22 protein-coding genes are annotated in these 23,218 nt (G+C 72.0%); 11 read left to right on the top strand and 11 right to left on the bottom strand.

The window, feature by feature from the left end:
• Positions 1-5: 5 nt before the first annotated feature.
• Positions 6-1,292 (bottom strand): MFS transporter, encoded by a 1,287-nt coding sequence (locus tag ABD831_RS03285; protein WP_344941432.1) that lies wholly within the window; start codon positions 1,290-1,292, stop codon positions 6-8.
• A 132-nt stretch (positions 1,293-1,424) separates the two neighbouring features.
• Between ABD831_RS03285 and ABD831_RS03280 the strand changes: the two genes are divergently transcribed.
• The 5 genes from ABD831_RS03280 (at position 1,425) to ABD831_RS03260 (ending at position 6,665) form a co-directional block, all read left to right on the top strand.
• Complete coding sequence (locus ABD831_RS03280) at positions 1,425-1,961, top strand: MarR family winged helix-turn-helix transcriptional regulator (RefSeq protein ID WP_344941429.1); 537 nt, start codon at positions 1,425-1,427, stop codon at positions 1,959-1,961.
• Between the two features lie 10 nt (positions 1,962-1,971).
• Complete coding sequence (locus tag ABD831_RS03275; protein WP_344941427.1) at positions 1,972-2,835, top strand: SDR family NAD(P)-dependent oxidoreductase; 864 nt, start codon at positions 1,972-1,974, stop codon at positions 2,833-2,835.
• A 10-nt stretch (positions 2,836-2,845) separates the two neighbouring features.
• Positions 2,846-4,516, top strand: coding sequence for a 5,6-dimethylbenzimidazole synthase (bluB, locus tag ABD831_RS03270; protein WP_344941424.1), 1,671 nt, complete (start codon positions 2,846-2,848; stop codon positions 4,514-4,516).
• A gap of 78 nt (positions 4,517-4,594) precedes the next feature.
• Complete coding sequence (locus ABD831_RS03265) at positions 4,595-6,148, top strand: peptide MFS transporter (RefSeq protein WP_344941421.1); 1,554 nt, start codon at positions 4,595-4,597, stop codon at positions 6,146-6,148.
• 1 nt (position 6,149) lies between these two features.
• Positions 6,150-6,665 (top strand): gamma carbonic anhydrase family protein, encoded by a 516-nt coding sequence (locus tag ABD831_RS03260; protein WP_344941418.1) that lies wholly within the window; start codon positions 6,150-6,152, stop codon positions 6,663-6,665.
• Between the two features lie 31 nt (positions 6,666-6,696).
• Here the strand turns inward: ABD831_RS03260 and ABD831_RS03255 are convergent, their stop codons facing one another.
• Positions 6,697-7,458, bottom strand: coding sequence for a sulfite exporter TauE/SafE family protein (locus tag ABD831_RS03255; protein ID WP_344941416.1), 762 nt, complete (start codon positions 7,456-7,458; stop codon positions 6,697-6,699).
• Positions 7,455-8,153, bottom strand: coding sequence for a FadR/GntR family transcriptional regulator (locus tag ABD831_RS03250; protein ID WP_344941413.1), 699 nt, complete (start codon positions 8,151-8,153; stop codon positions 7,455-7,457). Before ABD831_RS03250 ends, ABD831_RS03255 begins: the two co-directional genes overlap by 4 nt.
• 152 nt (positions 8,154-8,305) lie before the next feature.
• Between ABD831_RS03250 and ABD831_RS03245 the strand changes: the two genes are divergently transcribed.
• Together ABD831_RS03245 and ABD831_RS03240 are read left to right on the top strand one after the other, a co-directional pair.
• Complete coding sequence (locus tag ABD831_RS03245; RefSeq protein WP_344941410.1) at positions 8,306-8,434, top strand: hypothetical protein; 129 nt, start codon at positions 8,306-8,308, stop codon at positions 8,432-8,434.
• Between the two features lie 4 nt (positions 8,435-8,438).
• Positions 8,439-9,614 carry a CaiB/BaiF CoA transferase family protein gene (locus ABD831_RS03240; protein WP_344941407.1) on the top strand — a complete coding sequence of 392 codons (1,176 nt, stop codon included), beginning with the start codon at positions 8,439-8,441 and terminating at the stop codon, positions 9,612-9,614.
• A gap of 204 nt (positions 9,615-9,818) precedes the next feature.
• Here the strand turns inward: ABD831_RS03240 and ABD831_RS03235 are convergent, their stop codons facing one another.
• Entirely contained in the window at positions 9,819-10,661 is an 843-nt protein-coding gene (locus ABD831_RS03235; RefSeq protein WP_344941404.1) for a helix-turn-helix domain-containing protein, read from the bottom strand.
• A 51-nt stretch (positions 10,662-10,712) separates the two neighbouring features.
• Between ABD831_RS03235 and ABD831_RS03230 the strand changes: the two genes are divergently transcribed.
• Positions 10,713-11,309, top strand: coding sequence for a TIGR03086 family metal-binding protein (locus tag ABD831_RS03230; protein WP_344941402.1), 597 nt, complete (start codon positions 10,713-10,715; stop codon positions 11,307-11,309).
• A 4-nt stretch (positions 11,310-11,313) separates the two neighbouring features.
• On the opposite strand, the gene ABD831_RS03225 is transcribed toward ABD831_RS03230, so the two are convergent.
• Together ABD831_RS03225 and ABD831_RS03220 are read right to left on the bottom strand one after the other, a co-directional pair.
• Positions 11,314-12,012 (bottom strand): response regulator, encoded by a 699-nt coding sequence (locus tag ABD831_RS03225; RefSeq protein WP_344941399.1) that lies wholly within the window; start codon positions 12,010-12,012, stop codon positions 11,314-11,316.
• Positions 12,005-13,645: a sensor histidine kinase gene (locus ABD831_RS03220; RefSeq protein ID WP_344941396.1), complete on the bottom strand. Its 1,641-nt coding sequence runs from the start codon at positions 13,643-13,645 to the stop codon at positions 12,005-12,007. Before ABD831_RS03220 ends, ABD831_RS03225 begins: the two co-directional genes overlap by 8 nt.
• A 124-nt stretch (positions 13,646-13,769) precedes the next feature.
• Here ABD831_RS03220 and ABD831_RS03215 point away from each other — a divergent pair, with 124 nt between their 5' ends.
• The 3 genes from ABD831_RS03215 to ABD831_RS03205 all read left to right on the top strand — a co-directional run bounded on the left by ABD831_RS03215 (position 13,770) and on the right by ABD831_RS03205 (position 17,781).
• Positions 13,770-15,182 carry a cation:dicarboxylate symporter family transporter gene (locus ABD831_RS03215; protein ID WP_344941394.1) on the top strand — a complete coding sequence of 471 codons (1,413 nt, stop codon included), beginning with the start codon at positions 13,770-13,772 and terminating at the stop codon, positions 15,180-15,182.
• 269 nt (positions 15,183-15,451) lie between these two features.
• Positions 15,452-17,272 (top strand): BCCT family transporter, encoded by a 1,821-nt coding sequence (locus ABD831_RS03210; RefSeq protein ID WP_142176178.1) that lies wholly within the window; start codon positions 15,452-15,454, stop codon positions 17,270-17,272.
• A 155-nt stretch (positions 17,273-17,427) separates the two neighbouring features.
• Positions 17,428-17,781, top strand: coding sequence for a VOC family protein (locus ABD831_RS03205; protein ID WP_344941391.1), 354 nt, complete (start codon positions 17,428-17,430; stop codon positions 17,779-17,781).
• Between the two features lie 90 nt (positions 17,782-17,871).
• Here the strand turns inward: ABD831_RS03205 and ABD831_RS03200 are convergent, their stop codons facing one another.
• From ABD831_RS03200 to ABD831_RS03180, 5 genes are all read right to left on the bottom strand, one after another.
• Positions 17,872-18,387 (bottom strand): NUDIX domain-containing protein, encoded by a 516-nt coding sequence (locus ABD831_RS03200; protein WP_344941388.1) that lies wholly within the window; start codon positions 18,385-18,387, stop codon positions 17,872-17,874.
• Between the two features lie 103 nt (positions 18,388-18,490).
• Positions 18,491-19,018: a DinB family protein gene (locus tag ABD831_RS03195; RefSeq protein WP_344941385.1), complete on the bottom strand. Its 528-nt coding sequence runs from the start codon at positions 19,016-19,018 to the stop codon at positions 18,491-18,493.
• 199 nt (positions 19,019-19,217) lie between these two features.
• The gene (locus tag ABD831_RS03190; RefSeq protein ID WP_344941382.1) at positions 19,218-20,699 is read right to left on the bottom strand and encodes a PH domain-containing protein; all 1,482 of its coding nucleotides are present in this window, start codon (positions 20,697-20,699) and stop codon (positions 19,218-19,220) included.
• A complete protein-coding gene (locus tag ABD831_RS03185; protein WP_344941380.1) occupies positions 20,696-21,238 on the bottom strand; it encodes a PH domain-containing protein in 543 nt (180 codons plus the stop codon). Before ABD831_RS03185 ends, ABD831_RS03190 begins: the two co-directional genes overlap by 4 nt.
• Before the next feature lie 82 nt (positions 21,239-21,320).
• Positions 21,321-23,180, bottom strand: a complete 1,860-nt coding sequence (locus ABD831_RS03180; protein WP_344941377.1) for an ABC transporter ATP-binding protein — start codon at positions 23,178-23,180, stop codon at positions 21,321-21,323.
• Positions 23,181-23,218: the final 38 nt, after the last annotated feature.

Genomic DNA, 23,218 nt, shown 5'->3' with positions numbered 1-23,218 from the left:
ACACGTCAGGCGGCGACGACCACGGGGGTCGGCTCCAGCGCACGCCGGGCGTCCGCGGCGTCCGCGGCCTCGCGGCGCTCCTCGACCCGGCGGGCACGCAGCGCCGCCCGCAGGCGCCAGGCGCCGTAGACGGCGACGAGGCTGATGACGACGTGCAGGGCGAGGAACCCGTTCGCGAGACCCATGCCGAGCAGGGCGCCGGCGACGAGCGGGCCGACGGCCGAGAAGGTCGTCTGGATCGCGGTGAACGTACCGAGCGTCGTGCCGACGAGGCCACGCGGCGCGAGGCTCGCGGTCAGCGGGTTGAGGACCGGGGCATACATCGTCTCGCCGACGGCGAAGATGCCGAACGTCGTGACGAAGAGGGCCGAGGCGACCTCGGGCGTCAGCTGGGCGACGGAGAGGACGACCCACGACAGGGTCCAGACCGCGCCGACGACCATGAGGAGGCTGGCGGCGTTGCGACGGGCCGTGACCCGGACGACGACGACCTGCAGGACCACGATGACGACGCAGTTGACGGCAGCGGCGAGGCCGATGGCCGACTCGTCGACGTCGAGGACGGTGAGGGCGTAGGCCGGCAGGCCCGACTCGAACTGCGCGTAGAAGCCGAGGGCCAGCGCCACCGCGACGACCGCCGTCCAGCGCAGGGCGGGCACGGCGAAGATGCGGCGCAGGGCCTCCATCGTGCCGAGCCGGGCCTCCGCCCCTCCGGCCGCGAGGTCGGGGGCGACCTCGCTCGGGGCGCCGATGCCGGCGACGTGGATGAGGACGGCCGAGATCGCGAAACCGGCTCCGGCCGCGATGAACGCGAAGGTCATGCCGTCGGCCCGGGAGAGGTCGACGAACTGACCGGCGACGAACGCACCGACCGCCATGCCGATGGCCTCGCCCGTGAACTTGTAGGCGAAGACCTTGCGCCGGTCGTCGCTCCCGGCCCAGCGCAGCACGAGCACGGAGGCGGCGGGACCGGCCGCGGTCAGGCCGAAGCCGAAGACGAACATGCCGACGAGGAACGCCGGGGCCGACTGGGCCCAGACGAGGCCTCCGACGCCGGCGGCCGCGAGCAGCTTGGCGGTCACGGCGACGGCGACGGGGTTGAAGCGGTCGCTGAGCCGACCCGCGAAGGGGGCGGCGACGAGCGCACCGACGGAGAAGAGGGTGCTGGCCAGAGCGGCCGCGAGGGGGCCCCAGCCGCGGGTGTTGGCCGCATACGCGTACTGGTACGGCAGCACGGTGCCCCATCCGAGCATGCCGATGGACGACGCGAGGATGAGCAGCTTGGTGCGCATGGGTTTCACACCCTTTCGGGAACGGGGAGGCGGACCGGGGGGTCAACGCAGCTTCGGCATCGAATATTTCGGCATCGAAGTTCGACGTCGAAAGAGTAGCACCACCCCAGGTCGGTGCGACAATGCGTTTCCATGGCCGCCAAGCGAGGACAGACCGCCCAGCAGGAGCACGCCGCCGACGTCGCCACCTACGTCGCGGCCGGTGGCGAGGAGTCCGTGCAGCGCGTCATCACCGCCGTGTTCTCCGTGACGAAGAAGCTCGACCAGTGGTACGTCCGCCAGTTCGCCGACCTCGACCTCACCCAGGGCGAGTGGGCCGTGCTCGCGGCCCTGGCCCGGGCCGGGGACACGTGCCTCACCCCGAGCCAGCTCGCCGACCTCTCGAACGTCGCGCCGTCGTCGATGACCCACCGCCTCGACAAGATGGCCGGGCGCGGGCTGGTCCAGCGCCGCCCCGACGAGTCCAACCGCACCCGCACCCTCGTGTCGCTGACCAAGGACGGCTGGGCCCTCTTCAGTGCCGCGGTCCGCGAGTCCAACGTCGTCGAGAGCGACACCCTGCGCGGCCTCTCCGACGCCGAGCGGCACGAGCTGGCCCGCCTCCTCGAGATCGTCATCGCCGGACTCGACGACATCGACGCCGGACCCGCCCAGCCGCCACCGGCGTAGCGTCGCCCGCATGACTTCCAACGGGCAGCCGGTCGCCCTCGTCACCGGCACCTCCTCGGGCATGGGCCTGCACACCGCCGTCGAGCTCGCCCGCCGCGGGCTCACCGTCATCGCGACGATGCGCGACACCAGCCGGGCGACCGCGCTGACCGACGCAGCAGCCGAGGCCGGCGTCGAGGTCGACGTGCGTGCCCTCGACGTCACCGACCACGAGGCCGCCCGCGCCTGCGTGGACGGCGTGCTCGCCGACCACGGCCGCCTCGACGTGCTCGTCAACAACGCCGGCCGGGGCGCCGTCGCGACCGCGGAGCAGCTGAGCCTCGACGAGATCCGCGACCAGCTCGAGGTCAACTACCTCGGCCCCGTCGCGCTGACCAAGCTCGTCCTGCCGCAGATGCGCGCGGCCGGGTCGGGCACGGTGCTCACCGTGACGAGCGTCGGTGGCGCCGTCGGCCAGCCCTTCGCCGACGCCTACTGCGGCGCGAAGTTCGCCGTCGAGGGCTTCATGCAGTCGCTCGCCGTCGTCATGCTGGCCCACGGGGTGCACGTGTCGGTCATCGAGCCGGCCGCCGTCGCGAGCGACTTCGTCGGCAACGTGGCGCGCCCCGAGTCGCCGGCGACGACCGACGGCTCCGACCCGTATGCCGCCCAGCTCGACGCGTATCTCGCGCGGTCCGCAGGTGCTTTCGCCAACGCCCAGACCTCCAGGGACGCTGCGGTGGCCATCGCCGACGCGGCGACCTCGACCGACTACCGGTTCCGCTGGCAGACCTCAGAGGGCGCCACCGCCTTCGTCGGGATGTCGCTCGCCGACACCGACGGGAGCCGGGTGCTGGGCGTGACCCGTGGGTGGATCGACACGGCCCCGAACTAGAGTCTGGCGCGTGAGCTACCGCAGGCCCGTCCCGATGATCGGCGACGCGTCGTCGGCCGCCGAGCGCGCCGCGGCGCCCGACGCCTGGGCCCTGCGCGACGACCTCGCCTCGCTCGAGCGGGTCGTCGGCGCGCGCCGCGACATCCGCCGGTTCCGACCCGACCCGGTGCCCGACGACGTGCTCACGGCGGTGCTCACGGCGGGCCACCGCGGGCCGTCGGTCGGGCACAGCCAGCCGTGGCGCTTCGTCGTCGTCACCGAGGCCGCGACGCGTGACGCGGCAGCCCTGATGGCCGACCGCTGCCGGCTGCGCCAGGCGGCCGGGATGGCCGAGGAGTCCGCCCGCGGCCTGCTCGACCTGCGCCTCGAGGGCATCCGCGAGGCGCCCGTCGGCGTCGTCGTGGCCTGCGACCGCCGCACCCCCGCGGCCGGCGTGCTCGGCCGTGCGACCTTCCCCGACGCCGACCTGTGGTCGTGCGCCGCCGCCATAGAGAACATCTGGCTGACGGCGCGGGCGCACGGTCTCGGGCTCGGCTGGGTCACCCTGTTCGAGCCCGCCGAGCTGGCCGACCTCCTCGGACTGCCCGACGGCGTCGAGACCTTGGGCTGGCTCTGCCTCGGCTGGCCCGACGAGCGGCCGCCCGAGCCCGGCCTCGAACGCGCCGGCTGGTCGAAGCGGCTGCCCCTCGAGCAGGTCGTCATGCGGGAGCGCTGGACCGAGCGAGACGCCCCCACCTCGCACCTGCGCGCACCCGAGCCGGCCGACGTCGTCGCCGCCCGCGACCGCTCCGACGACCTGCTCACCGTGCCCGGCTCCCTGGGGGTGCTCGATGCCGTCCTCGACCGCATCACCGCGCTGCACGCCGTGGACGGTCGGGGCACCCTCGTCGTCGCGGCTGCGGACCATGCCGTGACGGCATACGACATCTCGGCCTTCGACCCGTCCGTCACCGCAGACGTCGCGCGGGCGACACGCGAGGGCACCTCGATGGGCGCAGTCGCGGCTCGTGCCGCCGGCCTCGACGTTGAGCTCATCGATGCCGGGATCGCTTGCAGCAGAGGCGATCTCGTCACCAGTGATGCGCTCGATGAGCTGGCGTATGCCGGCCTGCTGGCTCTCGGACGCGAGCGCGGTCGCGCGCTGGTCGGCGTCGGGCCGGTGGCGCTCGGCGAGGTCGGCGTCGGCAACACGACCGTGGCAGCCGCTCTCGCCGCGGCCCTGCTCGACGTGCCGGCCGACGAGGTCGTCGGTCGAGGCTCATCCGCCGATGCCGCGATGCTCGACCGCAAGCGCGACGTCGTGACGCGGGCGCTCGCCCGGGTCGGGCGGGTGCCGGCCGCGGACGCCGTCAGGCGCCTGGGCGGCGGGGAGCTCGCCGTCCTCACCGGCATCGTGCTCGGTGTGGCCGAGGAGGGCGGTGTCATCGTGCTCGACGGGCTCGCCACGTCGGTGTGTGCGCTCGCGGCCGTGCGCCTCGAGCCGGCCGTCGCGGCGCACCTCGTCGCAGGCCAGCGGTCACGTGAGAAGGCCCACGTCCTCGTGCTGCGCGAGCTCGGCCTCGAGCCACTCCTGGACCTGCGGATCCGTGCGGGTGAGGGCGTCGGTGCGGCCCTCGCGACCGGCCTGCTCAAGGACGCCCTCGAGCTGCGCAGAGGCGTCGCACGGACGTCCTCGGTTTGAGCCCGGCGGGGCGTCGCACCTAGTTTGGGGTGGTTGTCCAACCATCGAACTGCCCCCACGAGGGGCTGGGAGACCCGCATGACCACACGGACCCAGGACCGACCACCGACCCCCGAGTCGGGCGCCAGCGCCGACGACCGGGCCTTCCTCGGACACCCCAAGGGACTGTCGACCCTCTTCTTCGTCGAGCTGTGGGAGCGCTTCTCCTACTACGGGATGCGCGCCATCCTGCTCTACTTCCTCATCGACACCGCGGGCAACGGCGGCCTCGGCATCGACGAGACGACCGGCACCGCCGTCGTCGCGATCTACGGCGCGTCCGTCTACCTGCTCTCGATCATCGGCGGCTTCACCGCGGACCGCCTCTTCGGGGCCCGGCGATCCACGCTCTACGGCGCCGTCGTCATCATGGCCGGCCACGTCTGCCTCGCCCTGCCGACCACCGCGACCGCCTGGCTGGGCATCGCCCTCGTCGCCCTCGGCACGGGACTGCTCAAGCCCAACGTGTCCGCCATGGTCGGCACGCTCTACAAGCCCGAGGACGCGCGCCGGGACGGCGGCTTCTCGATCTTCTACATGTCGATCAACATCGGCTCGTTCTTCTCGCCGCTGGTCGTCGGCTGGCTGCGAGAGCACTACGGCTACCACGCCGGGTTCTCCGCCGCGGCGGTCGGCATGGCCATCGCGATCGTGTGGTTCGTCGTCGGCCGCAAGGCGCTCGGTCGCGCCGTCGACGACGTGCCCAACCCGCTCTCGCCCGAGGAGCGCGGTCGGGTCACGGCCCTCGCCGTGGGCGCCGTCGTCGCCTTCGCCCTCGTCGTCGTGCTCGCCGGCCTGTGGCGCGATACCGTGCTCGACCAGGTCATCGACGCCATCTCGATCGTCGCCGTGCTGACGCCGATCGCCTACTTCACGATGATGTTCCGCAGCCCCAAGGTCGAGCGCGAGGAGAAGTCGCACCTCGCCGCCTACCTGCCGCTGTGGATCGGCGCGATGCTCTTCTGGATGATCTTCGAGCAGGCCGCCGGCAAGATGGCCCTCTTCGCGGCGAACAACACCGTCAAGGAGACCGCCGGCATCACGGTCAACCCCGAGTGGTTCCAGTCGATCAACCCGCTCGCCATCGTGCTGCTCGCCCCGGTCTTCGGCTGGATCTGGACCAAGCGTGCGGGCCGCTCGCCGTCGACGCCGATGAAGTTCGTCCTCGGTGTCGCCATCATCGGCCTGTCGGCGCTCGCCATGTCGTGGGCCTTCGCCACGTTCCAGGGCAACACGGCGCCGGTCTACATCCTCGGGGGCGTCTTCGTCATGCAGACGGTCGCCGAGCTGTGCCTCTCACCCGTCGGGCTGTCGGCCACGACCCGTTTGGCGCCGCGCGCCTTCGCCAGCCAGGCCATGGCGCTGTGGTTCCTCGGCAGCGCGGCCGGGCAGGCGATCGCGGCGCAGCTCATCCAGGCGATGGGCGGCCTCAGCGACGCGGCGTACTACCTCGTCAACGGCGTCATCACGCTCGTCGTCGCCGGCGTGCTCCTCGCGCTCGTCCCGTGGATCCGCCGCAAGATGTCCACCGCCGAGCTGCACACGCACGCCGACACGCACGCCGACACGCCCTCCACGGTCTCGGTGCACTGACGTGATCGTCACCCTCGCCGGCGTCACCCCGGTGGTCCACGAGACCGCCTGGGTGGCGCCGAGCGCCGACCTCGTCGGCGCCGTCGACCTCAGGGCCGGATCCAGCGTCTGGTACACCGCGGTGCTCCGCGCCGACTTCGACCCGATCGTCCTCGGCGAGCGCAGCAACCTCCAGGACGGTGTCGTGGTGCACACCGACGCCGGGCACCCGACGACCATCGGCTCGGGCGTCTCGGTCGGCCACCGCGCCGTGCTCCACGGCTGCACGATCGAGGACGACTGCCTCATCGGGATGGGCTCGGTCGTCCTCAACGGTGCCCACATCGGCGCCGGCAGCCTCATCGCCGCCGGGGCCGTCGTGCCCGAGGGAGCCCTCATCCCGCCCCGGTCGCTCGTCGCCGGCGTGCCGGGCACGGTCCGGCGCGAGATCGACGACCCGGGCCTGGCTCGCATCCACGCCAACGCCGAGGTCTACCTCGAGCTCGCCCGGCGCCACCGCGAGGCCACGGCGCGCTGAGACCCGGCCACACGGCATACGCCGGCCCGTCTCAGCGGAGGAGCAGGACCGCAGCGACGACGCCGGCGACGACGACGAGCACCCGGAAGAGCGTCGGGGGCAGGCGGCGCCCCACCCGGGCCCCGACGTAGCCGCCGACGACCGACCCGGTCGCGAGCAGGGCGATCGCGCGCCAGTCGAGGTCGGCGACGGCGACGAAGATGAGCCCGGCGACGACGTTGCCGGCGAAGATGGCGAGCGTCTTGAGGGCGTTGACGACCCGCAGGTCGATGTCGAGGCCCAGCCCGAGGACGGCGACCATCATGACGCCCGAGCCGGCGCCGAAGTAGCCGCCGTAGACGCCCGTCAGCAGCGCGAAGAAGGTCGTCACCGGCCCCATCCGCGTGCGCGGGCCGACGTCCTCACCGCCGCGTGACCGCAGCCACCGGGCCACCCACGGCTGCACGCCCACGAGCAGGCAGGTGAAGAGGATGAGCCACGGCACGACGGCCTCGAACACGCTCGACGGCAGCGCCAGCAGCAGAGCCGCGCCGCCCGCCGCGCCGACCGCGCACGTGATGACGACGGTCCACGCGATGCGCGGGTGCTCGCGCAGCTCGGCCCGGTAGCCGATCGACCCGCTCACCCCGGCCGGCACGAGGCCCACCGTGTTGGACGCGTTGGCCACGACCGGTGGCAGCCCGACGGCGAGCAGGATCGGGAAGCTGACGAGCGAGGCGACTCCGACCGTCGAGGTGAGGATGCCCGCTACGAGACCCGTGCCGAGGACAGCGAGCATCTCGAGGGAGGTCACGTCCCGTCTCGCAGCACCGCCACGTCGCTGACCATGACGACGTGGGCGTGCATCGCGGCAGAGGCCGCCCCGGGGTCGCCGGCGCGGACGGCGTCGGCGATGGCGCGGTGGCCGACGAGCGAGTCGGCAGGGCGGCCGGGCTGCGAGAGCGACTCGATGCGCGTCTCGCGGATCAGGTCGCGGATCTCGTCCATGAGCCGCGCGAGCAGGAGCGAGTGGGCCGCCGCCGTGACCGCGGCGTGGAAGCGCTCGTCGCCCTCGACGCCGCGGCCGCCCGCCTCGACGTCCCGGGCCATCTCGTCGATGGCCTCGTCGATGCGCGCGAGGTCCTCGGGGGTGCGGTGGGTGGCCGCGAGGGCGGCGATCTTCGTCTCGAGGGCGTCGCGGGTGTCGATGATCTCGGGGAGCCGGTGGGCGTGGGCGCGGATCGCCTCGACGATGCGACGCGGCCCGGGCGCCTCCGCGAGGACGGTGCCGTCGCCGTGCCGCACGTGGACGACGCCGATGACCTCGAGCGCGACGAGCGCCTGGCTGAGCGTGGCGCGGCTGATCCCGAGGCGCTGCGCGAGCTCGCGCTCCGGCGGCAGCCGGTCGCCGGGCGCCAGGCCGTTGGACCGGATCCAGGTGCTGATCTGCTCGGCTACCTGCTCGTAGAGCCGGGTCCTCGTGAGGCGGGGCAGCCCCGATGCTGACATGGGGACATGCTATTGACAGTCGGACCAGTGATCTATTGGCTAGTCCACTGAGCCAGCCCTGAGCCTCGTCACGACGGCGTGGAACAGACGAGCTGGCCGTGCGGACGCCGTCAAGCAGGTTGTGTGGCCGTTCTCGACCGACAGTGCCCTTGATGCCGGCGAACCGGCCCGACACGATCAGGGAGCCGGTGTACTACCAACAGATCCTCACCTATAGCGTCATCGTGGTCCTCGCCGACCCGTTGCTCGCGTGGGCCGCCCTGATCCTCCCCGGATGGTGACTGAATGACCGTGACTGGACCCCTCTCCGACATCCTCGTCGTCGACCTCTCCCGCGCCCTCGCCGGGCCGCACGCGACGATGATGCTGGCCGACCAGGGCGCCCGCGTCATCAAGGTCGAGGCGCCCAGCCGAGGGGACGACACCCGCGGCTGGGGGCCGCCCTTCGTCGGTGAGGAGGGGCGACGCGAGTCGACGTACTTCCTGTCGGCCAACCGCAACAAGGAGTCGATCACCCTCGACCTCAAGGACGCCGACGACAAGGACGTGCTGCTCGCCCTGGTCGACCGCGCCGACGTGCTCGTCGAGAACTTCCGGACCGGCGTCCTCGAGCGGCTGGGCCTCGGCATCGAGTCGCTCATGGAGCGCAACCCGCGCCTCGTCGTGCTGTCGATCACCGGCTTCGGGCACGACGGCCCGGAGGGCGGCCGCGCCGGCTACGACCAGATCGCCCAGGGCGAGGCCGGCCTCATGTCGCTGACCGGCTCCGGCCCGGACGACCCGCAGCGCGTCGGCGTCCCGATCGCCGACCTGCTGTCCGGGATGTACGGCGCCTACGGAGTGGTCGCCGCCCTCAACGAACGCCACCGCACAGGGAAGGGCACGGTCGTGCGCACCTCGCTGCTGGCATCCGTCGTCGGCGTGCACGCCTTCCAGGGCACGCGCTGGACCGTGGCCGGCGAGGTCGGCCGTTCCGCCGGCAACCACCACCCGTCGATCAGCCCCTACGGCCTGTTCCACTGCCGCGACGGGTCGGTGCAGATCGCCGTGGGCAGTGAGGGGCTGTGGCAGCGGCTGTGCGCCGGCTTCGGTCTCGACCCCGCGGCGGAGGGTCTCGCGACGAACGCCGAGCGTGTCGCCGCGCGCGACCGCGTCATCGAGGTCGTCGAGACAGCCTTCGCCGGCTGGGACGCCGAGCCGCTGCTCGCGCGTCTCGCCGAGGTCGGCGTGCCCGCGGGCAAGGTGCGCACCCTCGACGAGGTGTATGCGTGGGACCAGACCGCGAGCCAGGGCCTCATCGTCGAGGTCGAGCACCCCACGCTCGGCCCGATCACGCTGCCCGGACCGCCGCTGCGCTTCTTCGACGGCGACGGCACCGAGGTGACCCGCCGCCACCACGACGCGCCGCCCACCCTCGACGAGGACGGCGCAGCCATCCGCACCTGGCTGACACAGGAGTGATGGCGCGCCGCCAGACCCACGGGGAGGTCCACGTCCTCGCGAGCCAGGTCCGCCCCGGCGCCGCGCCGACGGACGACCATTGGTCCCGAAACGCCCGTCACCGCCGACGCGTCCCCGCGTCGAGGCGCTCCTGCGCGCCACCAACGGTCGTCCGGCGGCGGCCGGTCCCGGCGGCCGGTCCCGGTTGCCGGTCGGACGGCCCGGTCAGCGGAAGCGGGACGCGAACTCGCCGGGCGTCAGGCCCGTCGCCTTGCGGAAGTCGCGCGTGAAGTGGGCCTGGTCGGCGTAGCCGAGGTCGACGGCGATGCCGGCCAGCTCCGCGTCGGCGTCGCGCAGCCGGTCGGCGGCCTCCTGGAGGCGCCGGCGACGGATGAGCCACTTGGGCCCGAGGCCGATCCGCTTGTGCAGCAGGCGCTGCAGGGTGCGCTCGCTGATGTCGAAGCGGGCACAGAGGTCGTCGACGCGGAGCAGCTCGGGCGAGGTCTCGACGTCCTCGACGATCGCGTTGACCAGCAGGCCCTCGTCGTCGACGGGCAGCAGCGGTCGCAGCGCCTCCTCGACGACCTCGCGCGCCTGCGCCTGGGCGTCGGGGGAGTGCGGGTCGGGACGCATCGCGGACCGGACGCCCTGGGTCAGGGCGGCGCCGTCGATGGCGGCAACCGTCGTGAGGTCGACGTGGCGGTCGGTCATGAGCCGCACCGGTTCGCCCGTCAGCAGGTGCCCGGTCGCGGGCTGCAGCATGACCCCGACGGCCCAGCCGCGACCGGTCAGCATCGTGTGCGACAGGCCGGAGACGACGCCGTAGAAGCGCGTGTAGGTGTCGGAGACGACGATGAGGCAGACGGGGTACTGCAGCACCCGCTGCACCGAGTCGTGTCCCTCGGGCACGTCCCAGACCGGGATCCAGAAGCGGCGGGCGAGTGCCGCGAGATCGGGGGAGACCGAGGCACGGGAGATCGACCACGTGCGGTCGGTGGGGTCGACGAGGTGGGCTCGCTCGATGTCGTCACGGGCCGCCGTGCGCCCGATCCCGGGAGACGTCGTCACGTGTCGGAAAGTATCAAGACCCGCCGACGACCGGGTCCCTACCGTGGCCGCATGACCTCAACGACCACCGACATCCTCGACTCCTACGCCCGCCTCGCCGACCGCTTCGGCGCCGTCGTCGACCACGTCCGCGCCTCGGCCTGGGACGCCCCGAGTCCGTGCGAGGGCTGGAGCGCACGCGACGTGCTGGCCCACGTCGTCACGAGCCAGCGCGGGTTCCTCGCCCAGCGAGGCATCGACGCCTCGACCTCCCACCCCCTCGACGTCGACGGCCCGACCGACAGCGCGACCGATCCCCGCACCGGCTGGCACGCCCACGACGACCGGATGCGCGAGCTGCTCGCCGACCCGGCCGTCGCCGGGATGGAGTACGACGGGGTCTTCGGCCGCACCACCGTGGGGCAGTCCCTCGTCGCTTTCCACGGCTTCGACCTCGTCGTCCACCGGTGGGACATCGCCGTCGCAGCCGGCCTCGACGAGCGTCTGGGCGACGACGAGCTCGCCATGCTCGAGCGCTCGGCGGACGGCTTCGGGGACCACCTCTACGACGACGGCGTCTGCAAGCCCGCCCTGACCGTGCCCGACGGCGCAGACCGTCAGGAGCGCGTGCTCGCGCGCCTCGGGCGACGCTCGCCGGCGGAGGTCTGAGCGGTCACCGCGCCCAGAGGTACTCGACCTCGGGACGTCCGGCGCCGGCATACCTCGACCGGCGCACGGCCACCCGTGTCTCGCAGAGGTACTCGGCGTAGCGGCGGGCAGTGACGCGACTGACGCCGAGGGCCTCGCCGAGCTCGCTGGCCGAGCGACCGGCGTCGGACTCGCGCAGCAGGCGGGTGACCTTGGCGAGCAGCTCCTCGCCCATGCCCTTGGGCAGCCGGGCCTCGCCAGCCACGCGCGCGCCGGCGAAGACCTCGTCGACCTCGGCCTGCGTGCCGATCTCGGCCCCGCTCGTCACCTGCTCGCGGTAGGCGCGGTAGGCGAGCAACCGCTCCCGCAGGGTGGCGAAGACGAAGGGCTTGAGCAGGTACTGCACGACGCCGAGCGACACGGCCGCACGGACGACGTCGAGGTCGCGGGCCGACGTGACGGCGATGACGTCGGCCCGGTGCCCGGCCGCACGCATGGCCCGGACGACGTCGAGCCCGTGCCGGTCAGGCAGGTTCATGTCGAGCAGCACGACGTCGACCTCCTTGTCCTGCAACGTCTTCAGTGCTGCCTGCGACGTGCCGACGGTCGCGACGACCTCGAAGCCGTCGACACGGCCGACGTATGCCGTGTGGGCCTCCGCCGCGATCGGCTCGTCCTCGACCACGAGGACGCGCAGCGCCCGGGTCCCTGACGCATCAGTCATCGCCACCTCCCACGGGCAGGCTCACGGTGAAGGTCGCCCCGGGCGGCCCCGACACCTCGAGCGTGCCGCCGAGCCGGTCGACGGTCTGCCCGACGAGCGCGAGGCCGATGCCGCGCCGACCGGCGCTGCCCTGGTCCTTGGTCGACCAGCCGCGCCGGAAGGCGTCCTCGACCCCGCCCGGTGGCAGGCCCGGCCCGTCGTCGGCGACCTCGAGCACGGCATACGCACCCTCGACCCGGGAGGCGAAGCGCACCTGCCGCTCCCGCCGGGCGGTTCCGGGCACTCCGGCATCGCCGGTCACGGCGTCGAGGGCGTTGTCGATGAGGTTGCCGACGATCGTCACGACGTCACGCGTCGGCGCGACACCCCGGGGCCAGTGCGAGCCCGGCTCGATCTCGAAGGCGATGCCGCGTTCGTGGGCCTCCGCGGCCTTGCCGAGGAGCACTGCGGTGAGGGCCGGCTCGTCGACCGAGCCGACGACCCGGTCGGTGAGCAGCTGCGAGACCTGCAGCTCGTCCGTCGCGAAGTCGAGCGCCCGGTCGGTGTGCCCGAGCTCGATGAGGCTGACGATCGTGTGCAGCCGGTTCGCGGACTCGTGCGCCTGCGAGCGGAGCGCCTCGGTGAGGCCGCGGGCCGAGTCGAGCTCGCCGGTCAGGGCCTCGAGGTCGGTGCGGTCGCGCAGCGTCGCGACGTGGCCGAGCAGGCGCCCCTGCCATCGGGCCGGCCCGCGGTTGAGCACGAGCACCCGGGCGGACGTCACGTGCAGCTCGTCCTCGTGGGGGTCGTCGTCGGTGAGCGCAGCCGTGAGGGCCGGGGTGAGGCCCAGCTCGGCGACGGGCCGGCCGACGGCGTCCGCCGGCAGCGCGAGCAGGCGCGTCGCCTCGTCGTTGGCGAGCCGCAGCCGCCCGTCGAGGTCGGTGATGATGAGGCCCTCGGTGACGGCGTGCAGGACGGCGTCGTAGTACTCGTACATCTCGCGCAGCTGCTGCTCGCCGAGCCCGTGCGTCTGCCGGCGGATGCGCCTCGACACGAGGGCCGTCCCGAGACCCGACAGGAGGGCCGCCACGAGACCGGCGAGGAGCAGGCCGGGCAGCTGGGTGCGCACACGCTCGCCGACCGCCGCCTTGCGGATGCCGACCGAGACGAGCGCGACGACCTTCCCCGCGTCCTCGACCGGCACGACGACGCGCGAGGACGGGCCCAGCGTGCCGGTGTAGTCCTCCTCGACGACGCCTCCGGCGAGCGCCGCCTCGGTGTGGCCGATGAACGTCCTGCCGATCTGGCTCGGGTCGGGGTGGGTGTAGCGGATCGCGTCGCGGCTCATGACGACGACGAAGTCGGTGCGCGTCTCCATGCGCACGCGCTCGGCATAGGGCTGGAGGGCCGCGGAGGGGTCCGGACCCTGCACCGCGGAGATCACAGCGGGGGTTGCCGCCATCGTCTCGGCCACCGCGAGGGCTCGGGCGATCGCCTCCTGGTCGCCCGCGCGCTGAGCCTGCCCGTAGGCGCCGGCCAGTCCCGCGACCACCACCAGGACGGCGATGAGGACCTGAAGCGCGAAGGTCTGGGCGGCGACGCTCCACCGCCCCGGCGCGCCGAGCACGCGGGTCACGGTGGTGGGCAGCGAGCTCAACGGCATACGTCCGGCCGCGAGAACTCAATGAACACAAGGGTGACCCTAGTCACTGGCCGCGGCAGCCTCGACACATTCACCGGTCCCGTGCCCAAGCACGCGGACCCAGCCAACGGAGGTCACCGTGAGTTCCACCGCCGACAGCGCCGTCGACGCCCACCCGGGCACGACTCCGAAGCGCGACCGCACCCATTACCTCTACATCGCCGTCATCGTGGCGATGGTGGCCGGCATCCTCGTCGGCTGGGCCTTCCCCGAGGTCGGCAAGAGCCTCAAGCCCCTCGGGACCGGCTTCGTCAACCTCATCAAGATGATGATCACGCCGATCATCTTCTGCACCATCGTCCTCGGCATCGGGTCGGTCCGGAAGGCCGCGCAGGTCGGCAAGGTCGGCGGTCTCGCACTGGCCTACTTCGTCACCATGTCGACCGTCGCCCTGGGCATCGGACTCGTCGTCGGCAACATCGTCAAGCCCGGTGCCGGCCTCGACCTCACCGACGCCGTGGCCAAGTCCGGCCAGGCGCAGATCGCCGAGAAGTCCGAGGGCGCGGTCGACTTCGTCCTCGGCCTCATCCCCGACACGCTCGTCTCGTCGCTGACGTCGGGCTCGGTGCTCCAGGCCCTGCTCATCGCCCTCCTCGTCGGCTTCGCCCTGCAGAGCATGGGTCGCGCGGGGGAGCCGATCCTCGTCGGCGTCAAGCACCTCGAGCGCCTCGTCTTCCGCCTCATGGCGATGGTCATGTGGGTCGCCCCCGTCGGCGCGTTCGGCGCCATGGCCGCCCTCGTCGGCGCGACCGGCATCGGCTCGCTCAAGAGCCTCGGCCTGCTCATGCTGGCCTTCTACGCGACGTGCGCGATCTTCGTCTTCGCCTTCCTCGGCAGCATCCTCAAGGTCGTGACGGGGATGAACGTCTTCTCCCTCTTCCGCTACCTCGGCCGCGAGTTCCTCCTCATCCTCTCGACCTCGTCGTCCGAGTCGGCCCTGCCGCGCCTCATCGCCAAGATGGAGCACCTCGGCGTCTCCCGCCCGGTCGTCGGCATCACCGTGCCGACCGGCTACTCGTTCAACCTCGACGGCACCGCCATCTACCTGACGATGGCGAGCCTCTTCATCGCCGAGGCCATGGACAAGCCGTTCAGCATCGGCCAGCAGATCGGCCTGCTCGTCTTCATGATCATCGCGAGCAAGGGCGCCGCGGGCGTCAGCGGTGCCGGCCTGGCGACGCTGGCCGGCGGCCTCCAGTCGCACCGCCCCGACCTCGTCCCGGGCGTCGGCTTCATCGTCGGCATCGACCGCCTCATGAGCGAGGCCCGTGCCCTGACGAACTTCGCAGGCAACGCGATCGCGACGGTCCTCATCGGCACCTGGGTCGGCGAGATCGACCGCGACAAGGCCGCCCGCGTCCTGTCGGGCCAGGACCGCTTCGACGAGGCGAGCATGCTCGACCACGACGAGGCCGTCACCGACATGGTCGACGGGGTCCAGGACGGCGACGTCACGGGCCGCGAGCCCGAGCTCGTCGGCGCACCACGCTGACCCACCCCACCCATGAAGGGCCACGAACCGTAACGGTTCGTGGCCCTTCGACGTGCCGTGTCCCATGTCACGATGACTGGTTCCTGGATCTGGGAACCATTGGCGCACAGACAGATCCACGACCTCGTATGCCGTGTGCGCCGTCCCGTCGCCCCTGTCGTTTTGCGCTCGTCCCTCCACCTCGACAGAGTGGAGCGCTCAACGAGACATCTGTGACACGTAACTGTGAGGAGACAGACGGCACCTTCGTCGGGTGCCGTCCATGACGTATGAGTGAACTGACCAAGAGTCCCGACGAAGCGCTGCACCCCGCGCTCGAACCACCACCCGTGAACCACGAGGACGCTCCGCGCTCCCGGGTCGACAAGGTCGTCTTCGGCGTCGCCGCCGGTGTCGCCATCGCCTTCGTCCTCTGGGGTGCGCTCAGCACCGAGAGCCTCAGCACGAGCGCCTCCGCCGGCCTCGACTTCGTCGTCCACAACACCGGCTGGCTCTTCTCGCTCGTCGCCTCCGGCTTCGTCGTCTTCGTCATCTGGCTGGCCGCGAGCAAGTACGGCAACATCCCGCTCGGCGGTGACGGCGAGGCTCCCGAGTTCCGAACGTCGTCGTGGGTCGCGATGATGTTCTCCGCCGGCATGGGCATCGGCCTGATGTTCTACGGCGTCACCGAGCCGCTCACGCACCTCGTCACCCCGCCGCCCGGCACCGGCGCCAAGGGCAACCCCGAGGCGGTGCAGACCGCGATGGCCACGACGATGTTCCACTGGTCGCTGCACCCGTGGGCCATCTACGCCGTCGTCGGCCTCGCCGTCGCGTACGGCGTCTTCCGCAAGGGCCGCTCGCTTCTCATCAGCTCGGCCTTCGCGCCGCTCTTCGGGGAGAAGCGCGCCAACGGCCCGGCCGGTCGCGTGATCGACATCTTCGCGATCTTCGCGACGCTCTTCGGCTCCGCGACCTCGCTCGGCCTCGGCGCGCTGCAGATCGGCTCCGGACTCGAGATCGTCGCCGGCATCGGCAAGGTCGGCAACGGCGTGCTCATCGGCATCATCGTCGTGCTCACCGTCTGCTTCATCCTCTCGGCCGTCTCCGGCATCGAGAAGGGCATCCAGTGGCTCTCGAACATCAACATGGTGCTCGCGCTCGCCCTGGCCTTCTTCGTCTTCGTCGTGGGCCCGACGGTCTTCATCCTCAACCTCGTCCCGACGACGATCGGGTCCTACTTCAAGGACCTCGCGATGATGTCGGCCCGCACCGACGCCGCGGGTGGCGACGGCATGAAGGACTGGCTCGCCGGCTGGACGATCTTCTACTGGGCCTGGTGGGTCAGCTGGACCCCGTTCGTCGGGATGTTCATCGCCCGCATCTCGCGCGGCCGCACGATCCGACAGTTCGTCTCCGGTGTGCTGCTCGTGCCGTCGGTCGTCTCGCTCATCTGGTTCGCCATCTTCGGTGGCGCCGGCATCTCGCAGCAGCAGGGCGGACAGGACATCGCCGGCCAGTCGTCGCCGGAGGGCTCGCTCTTCGCGATGCTCGGCAACCTGCCCTGGCCGACGGTGACCGCCGTCGTCGTCATGCTGCTCGTCGCGATCTTCTTCGTCTCGGGCGCCGACGCCGCCTCGATCGTCATGGGCACGCTCTCGGAGAAGGGCACCCTGGAGCCGTCGAAGAAGACCGTCATCTTCTGGGGCGCAGCCACCGGCGCCGTCGCGGCCATCATGCTGCTCATCGGGGGTGAGGACGCCTTGTCGGGCCTGCAGAACGTCACCATCGTGGCTGCGCTGCCCTTCCTCGTCATCATGGTGGGCCTGGCCGTCGCGCTCGTGAAGGACCTGTCGCACGACCCGCAGATCGTCCGCAGGCAGTATGCCGTCGCGGCCGTCGAGCACGCCGTCGTCGCAGGCGTCAGCGAGCACGGCGACGACTTCTCGCTCACGGTCCAGGAGACCGCGCCCGGTGAGGGTGTCGGCGAGATGGTCCAGACCGACCCCGTGGCCGAGCCGGTCGAGAGCAAGGACGTCGTGGCCGACGACGGCCTCGCCGGCCACGTGGACGAGCAGACCGAGAAGGTCGGCGCGTCGATGCGTCTCTGACCGAGCCCGCAGCTCCGCAGTCACGTCGAGCGCCGCGTCGTCCGCCTGGTCGGATGGCGCGGCGCTCGACCGCCGCGGCCACTGCCGCGTCCCCGCACCTGGCAGGCGGCGCAAACTGCTTGTCCCTCGGTCCTTGGCGGGTTTAGGTTCGCCGGGTGGCTCTGCAATGGGAACAGGTGCTTGTCCACTCGACGGACCCGATGTCCTTGGGGCAGTGGTGGGCCGACGCTCTGGGCTGGGTCGTCGTCCACTCCTCTCCGGACGAGTTCGAGATCCGTCCGGAGCCAGACCGCATGCCGGGGCTGGACTTCGTGCGGCTCGACGAGGCCAAGAAGTCCAAGAGCCGACTGCACCTCGACTTCCGGCCCGACGACCAGGACGCCGAGGTGGCTCGTCTCGTCGCTCACGGCGCGCGTCGTGTGGACATCGGCCAGGGCGACCGGCCGTGGGTCGTGCTGGCCGACCCGGAGGGCAACGAGTTCTGCGTGCTCAGCCAGGGGACAGCCTGAAGGTCGCACCCGTGCACGGCGGGTCCGGGACGCCGGTGCCACCAACGCTGAGCCGACCTGGCCGGACCTGCAATGACCGGTGCCGGGAGATCACAGGCCGAGCAGCACCGGCGTGCCCGGGAGGTGGCCGGCGATGAGCGGCGCCAGCGGTGTGGCGACGTCACGGGGTGAGAACAGGTCGGTGCCGTCGTACGCGGCGATGTCTCCGTGCCGCCACCACCGCATCCCGGTGATGTGCTCGCCCGCGAGCTCGTCGTCGGAGAACGCACCCCGGGGGTCGAACCGCGTGGTGCGGACGAGGAAGTAGTCGTTGACCAGCCCGTCGTAGCCGTCAGCCTGGCCGGGGGCAGCGACCTCCTGGTGCCAGACGTGAGGCGGGTCGGTGTCGATGACGAGCCCCGTCTCCTCGTGCAGCTCCCGGCGCAGTGCCGCCAGCGGCAGCTCACCGGGCTCGATGCCGCCGCCGGGGGCCGCCCACACCACCGTTGCGCCCGTCGGCACGGCCGGGTGCGGGAAGCTGAAGCGGCACAGCAGGACATGGTCATCGGCCAGGATGACCGCCCGGACGGCACGTCTGAGCCTCACCGGGGCGGGCGTCTCGTTCATCTGCAGATGATCAGGGCGGCAGCGGCCGGCCGCAAGCCGGCCCCTCGCTGGGTCGGCGGGAGAACGGCTGGTGCTCGGGTCCGCAGGACGGGTCACCTTGGGTTCAGTCGCCGGTGACGCCGTCAGCGAGCTCGCGGAGGATGTCGAGGTGGCCGTTGTGCCTGGCAGTCTCCTCGACCAGGTGCGTGATGATGTACCGCAACGCGAACGGCCTGCCGGTCCTGTCGTCCGTGGCCACTGACTCGGCGTCCCAGTCGCGGGCAGCGACGACCTCGTCGGTGTGGGCTGCCTGGGTGGCGTACTCGTCGAGAAGCTCGGCCAGCGGCCGCTCGAGTCCGCGGCGCATCTGGAGCTCGGAGTCGTCGTCCGTCCCGGGCCACTGGTTGGGCCCGCCGAGGAAGACCACGTCGATCCAGAAGGCCTCGGACCAGCGCAGGTGGCTCACCAGGCCGGCGATGCTCATGGCCGGCGAGCTCGGGAGCGGGGTCTGCACGGCGTCCGCCTGGGACAGGCCGACGCACTTGGCGTGGACGGTCAGGCGCACGTAGCTCAGGAGCTGGCTGAGGGTGGCACGCTCGTCGGACGCGGCCGGGAGATCGGTGCGTCGGCTCAGGTCGATGTAGGGGGTCACGGGAGCTCCTTTGCGTCCGGCGTTCCTCGTGACAGCCAGATCAGCAGCGTCAGGAGAACCAGATCTGCCATGTCGAAGGAACGCTACGCCCAGGTGCGTGGGCCGTGCAGCCCGAGGCATCCGGTCATCGGAAGTCACCGACGATCACGTCCGTTCCGTGCGGCCTGCCCGGATCTCAGGACCGGTGCTGGCCTGCTGCTCAGGCGAACTCGGCGAGCAGGTCGGGGCTGACCTGGGCCAGGACGGCATACGCCTGCTCGACGGGGACGTCGACGACGTCGTAGTGCTGCTGACCTGCCGCGGTGGTGGCGACGAGCGTCGCGACGCCGACGCGCCGCTGGAAGAAGGACTGCTCGACCCTCCAGCCGATGATGCCGTCGCGGTCGAGCACGACGCGCTGGCGGTCGAGCGAACCGTGCCGCGACACGAGGTGGTCGGGCGTCACGGCGTGACCGAGGGCCCGGTAACGGTCGCGTCCGAGCGCCACGGCACCGACGAGGAGCAGTGGCACGAGGACGAGCAGCGAGCCGTGCCAGTCCAGCAGCAGGCGCGCGGCCACGAGGGCGGCGGACGCGACCAGCGCCGGCACGAGCGCTCGGGTGAGCCGCCGTCGCCGTGCGGCCGGGCCGTGCGGCGTGAGCGGGCCTGTCACGGCCTGCTCGTCGGGGCGGATGCGCAGGGCGAGCGGGGTGACCACGTCCGCAGGGGCCGGCGGGCACAGCCAGTCGGATCCGCCCTGCTCGCGCAGCAGTCCCGAGGTGACGACCTTGAGGCGGCGTGCCCCGGCGAGACGCAGGCCGAGCGGCTCGTCGAGTCGGATGCCGCGCACGCGTGCGGCGTCGATGCTCGTCTCGCGGTTGGTCAGCAGGCCGCGACGGATGTGGAGCGTGCCGAGCCGGTTGCGGGTCAGGCGGAAGCCCCAGAAGGTCAGGACGTAGGCCCCGACCGCGAGGAGCGAGACGACGCCGAGCAGCAGCAGCACGTCGACCCACCACGACAGCCGCGCGGCCAGCGACGCACCGTCGCGGAAGACCGACCGCTCCTGCGAGAAGCGCGACAGGCCCTGCGACGCGAAGCCGACGATGGCGGCGGCGCTCGCGAGTCCGGTCACCGTCAGCGGCGCGTAGCGGATCCAGGCCGGGTCGAGCCGGACGAGCAGCTCGTCGTCAGCCGGCGGCGGGACGTCGGCCGGCATCGCGTCGACGGCCAGGGGCGCGCCCGTCGGCGCCGGCAGTCCGGTCACGGCGGGGTCGACGCGGTGGAGCAGCTCGGCGCGCAGCTGTCGCCCGGCGCCGACGCTCAGCGAGTCGAGGACGAGCCGGTCGTGCTGGCCGCCTGCGGTCGAGATCTCGACCTTGGCGAGCCCGAGGACCCGGTGGTAGACCCGGGCCGTCAGGTCGATGGTGCGCACCTTGTCGAGCCGTGCCGTCGTGGTCTGCTTGGTGACGAGCCCGCGCCGCAGCTCGATCTGGCCGTCGGCGATGCGGTAGCGGGTCGTCACCCAGCGCAGGACGCCGAAGGCGACGATGAGCGGGACGGCATACAGCTCCCACCGGTCGTTGTCGTCGGAGCCGGCCCGGAAGATGACGACCGCGAGCAGCGCCGGCAGGAAACGGATCAGCGTCTCGAGCGGATGGACGAGCAGCATGCGTGCGTCGAGCCGTCGCCACCCGTCCGTCACGTCGCGTCGCCCGCCTCGGTCACCGCGGCCGCGGTCAGGGCGTCGACGAGCTCGCGGGCGACGGGCAGGTCGAGGCCGTGGACGGTGACGGGACCGGCCGCGGAGGCGGTCGTGATCGTCACCGAGGCGAGCCCGAGCAGCTGGGCGATGGGACCGCGCTCGAGGTCGACCGTCTGGACCCGGCCGAGCGGAGCGATGCGACGTTCCTGCCAGAGCCAGCCGCTCTGGGTGTAGATCGCGCGCGGCGTCGCCTCCCAGCGGTGCACGCGGTAGCGCCACTGGGGCATCGCGACGGCATAGGTCGCGCCGGCGACGAGCCACACGGCGCCGACGACCCAGTGCGGGGTGCGTGACGGCGCGTCGTCGACGACCCACCACACGACCTGCCCGGCGAGCAGCCCGGCCAGCACGAGGGCGGCCTGCAGGGTCCACATGAGGACGGCTCGGCGCGAGACACGGTGCGCCGGCTCGCGGAGCACCGGTTCCTGTCCGACAGGCGCGTCGACAGGCTGGTCGACGGGCACGTCTGCGGCTTCCACGGCCCCACCGTGCCACACGGGGACCGGGGCGCGGCAAGCGACCGAGGTATGCCGCCCTCCCGTCCTTCGTCGGACCCGTGCCTCAAGCGGCGATGACGGGGGGCGCCGACGTCTCGCGGGCCTCGAGGAGCCTGGCGTAGCGGCCGTCGAGGTCGACCAGCTCGTCGTGGGTGCCCGCCTCGACGACCCGGCCGTGGTCGAGCACCGCGATCTGGTCGGCGTCGCGGATCGTCGAGAGGCGGTGCGCGATCGTCAGGGTGGTGCGACCCGCCATGAGCCGGTCGATCGCGCACTGCAGGTCCCGCTCGGTCTCGTTGTCGAGGGCGCTCGTCGCCTCGTCGAGGATCAGGACGCGCGGGTTGCGCAGCAGGGTGCGGGCGATCGCGAGGCGCTGCTTCTCGCCACCCGAGAACCGGTGGCCGCGCGCGCCGACGACGGTGTCGATGCCCTCAGGGAGGCTCGCGACAAGCGGCGCGACCTGGGCGGTCGCAAGCGCCTCCCACAGCTGGTCGTCGGTGGCACCCGGGTCGGCGAGCAGGAGGTTGGTGCGGATCGAGGCGTGCACGAGGTAGGCGTCCTGCGAGACGACCCCGACGATGCGCGCGAGGTCGGCCGGGTCGAGGTCGCGCAGGTCGATGCCGTCGATGGTGACCCGTCCCGCCTGCGGGTCGTGCAGTCGGGCGAGCAGGCCGGCAAGGCTCGACTTGCCGGAGCCGGTCTCGCCGACGAGCGCCAGTGTCGTGCCCGCCGGGATGTCGAGCGTGACGTCGTCCACCGCATACGCCTTCTCCGCCGCGGCCGGGTCGTGGCTGAAGCTGACGCCCTCGAAGCGGACCGCTCCGCGCAGCCGGTCGTGCTCCACCACCACGGGGTCGGCAGGCGGCGCCACCTCGACGGGCAGGTCGAGGTAGCCGAAGATCCGGCTGAAGAGGGCCATCGAGGTGACCCACTGGGCGCCGGTGTCGAGCAGTCCCATGAGGGGGCGGAAGATGCTCGTCTGCAGGGTCGTGAAGGCGATCAGGGTGCCGATGGTCATCGTGCCGGCCGTCGCCGGCAGCCCGGCGGCGAGGTAGATGAGGGCCGGGATCGCGGCGAACATGATCTGCATCGTCGCCATGCGCCAGCGGCCGGCGAGCTGGGAGCGCAGCTCGAGGTCGATGAGGTCGGTGGACGTCTCGGCGAAGCGGTCGGCCGTGGCCGTCGCCGCACCGAGCGTCTTGATGAGCGTGGCACCGCTGACGGTGAGGCCTTCCTCGACCTGGCTGTGCAGGTCAGCGAGCCGGCGCTGGCGCTGCGCCGTGATGTCACGGCGCACGAGGGCCACCTTGCGGGTCATCAGGACGGCCGGCGGGATGACGAGCAGCGAGAGCAGCGACAGCCGGGCGCTCAGGGCGACCATGGCGATCGACGTGGCGACCACCGTGGTGAGGTTGCTCGCGACCCCGGTGGCGGAGGAGGTGATGACCGTCTGCATGCCGGCGATGTCGTGGGTGAGTCGTGACTGCACCTCGCCGCTGCGGGTGCGCGTGAAGAAGGCGACGGACTGGCGCTGCACGTGGCGGAAGACGTCGGTGCGCAGCCCGTGCATGACGCGTTGCCCGACGGTGGTCGTCAGCCACGTCTGCACCACGCCGAGGAGCTGGCTCACGACGGTGACGGCGAGCATGCCGCCGACGGCCAGGAGCAGGAGGCGGACGTCGTGGTGGGGGAGTGCGTCGTCGATGACGGCGCGCAGCAGGAACGGCTGACCCATCGAGATGACCGACGTGGCGACGATGAGGGCGACGACGACCGCGACGGTGCGGGCGTGCGGACGGAAGAGGCGGGCGACCCGTCCCATCGAGACGGGGGACTCGGCGAGCTGGGCGCGGTCCAGCGGATCGATCTTCTTGGCCTTGCCGCCACCGCCCCCACCGGCGAACGGGTTGCTGAAATCGCTCATGTACTCCCCACCCCTGGTGTCCCCTTTGTGTGCTCCCC

This window comes from Terrabacter ginsenosidimutans (assembly GCF_039539425.1).
In the GTDB taxonomy this organism is placed as follows: Bacteria; Actinomycetota; Actinomycetes; order Actinomycetales; family Dermatophilaceae; genus Terrabacter; species Terrabacter ginsenosidimutans.
This window is presented reverse-complemented; position numbering and strand designations above follow the sequence as displayed.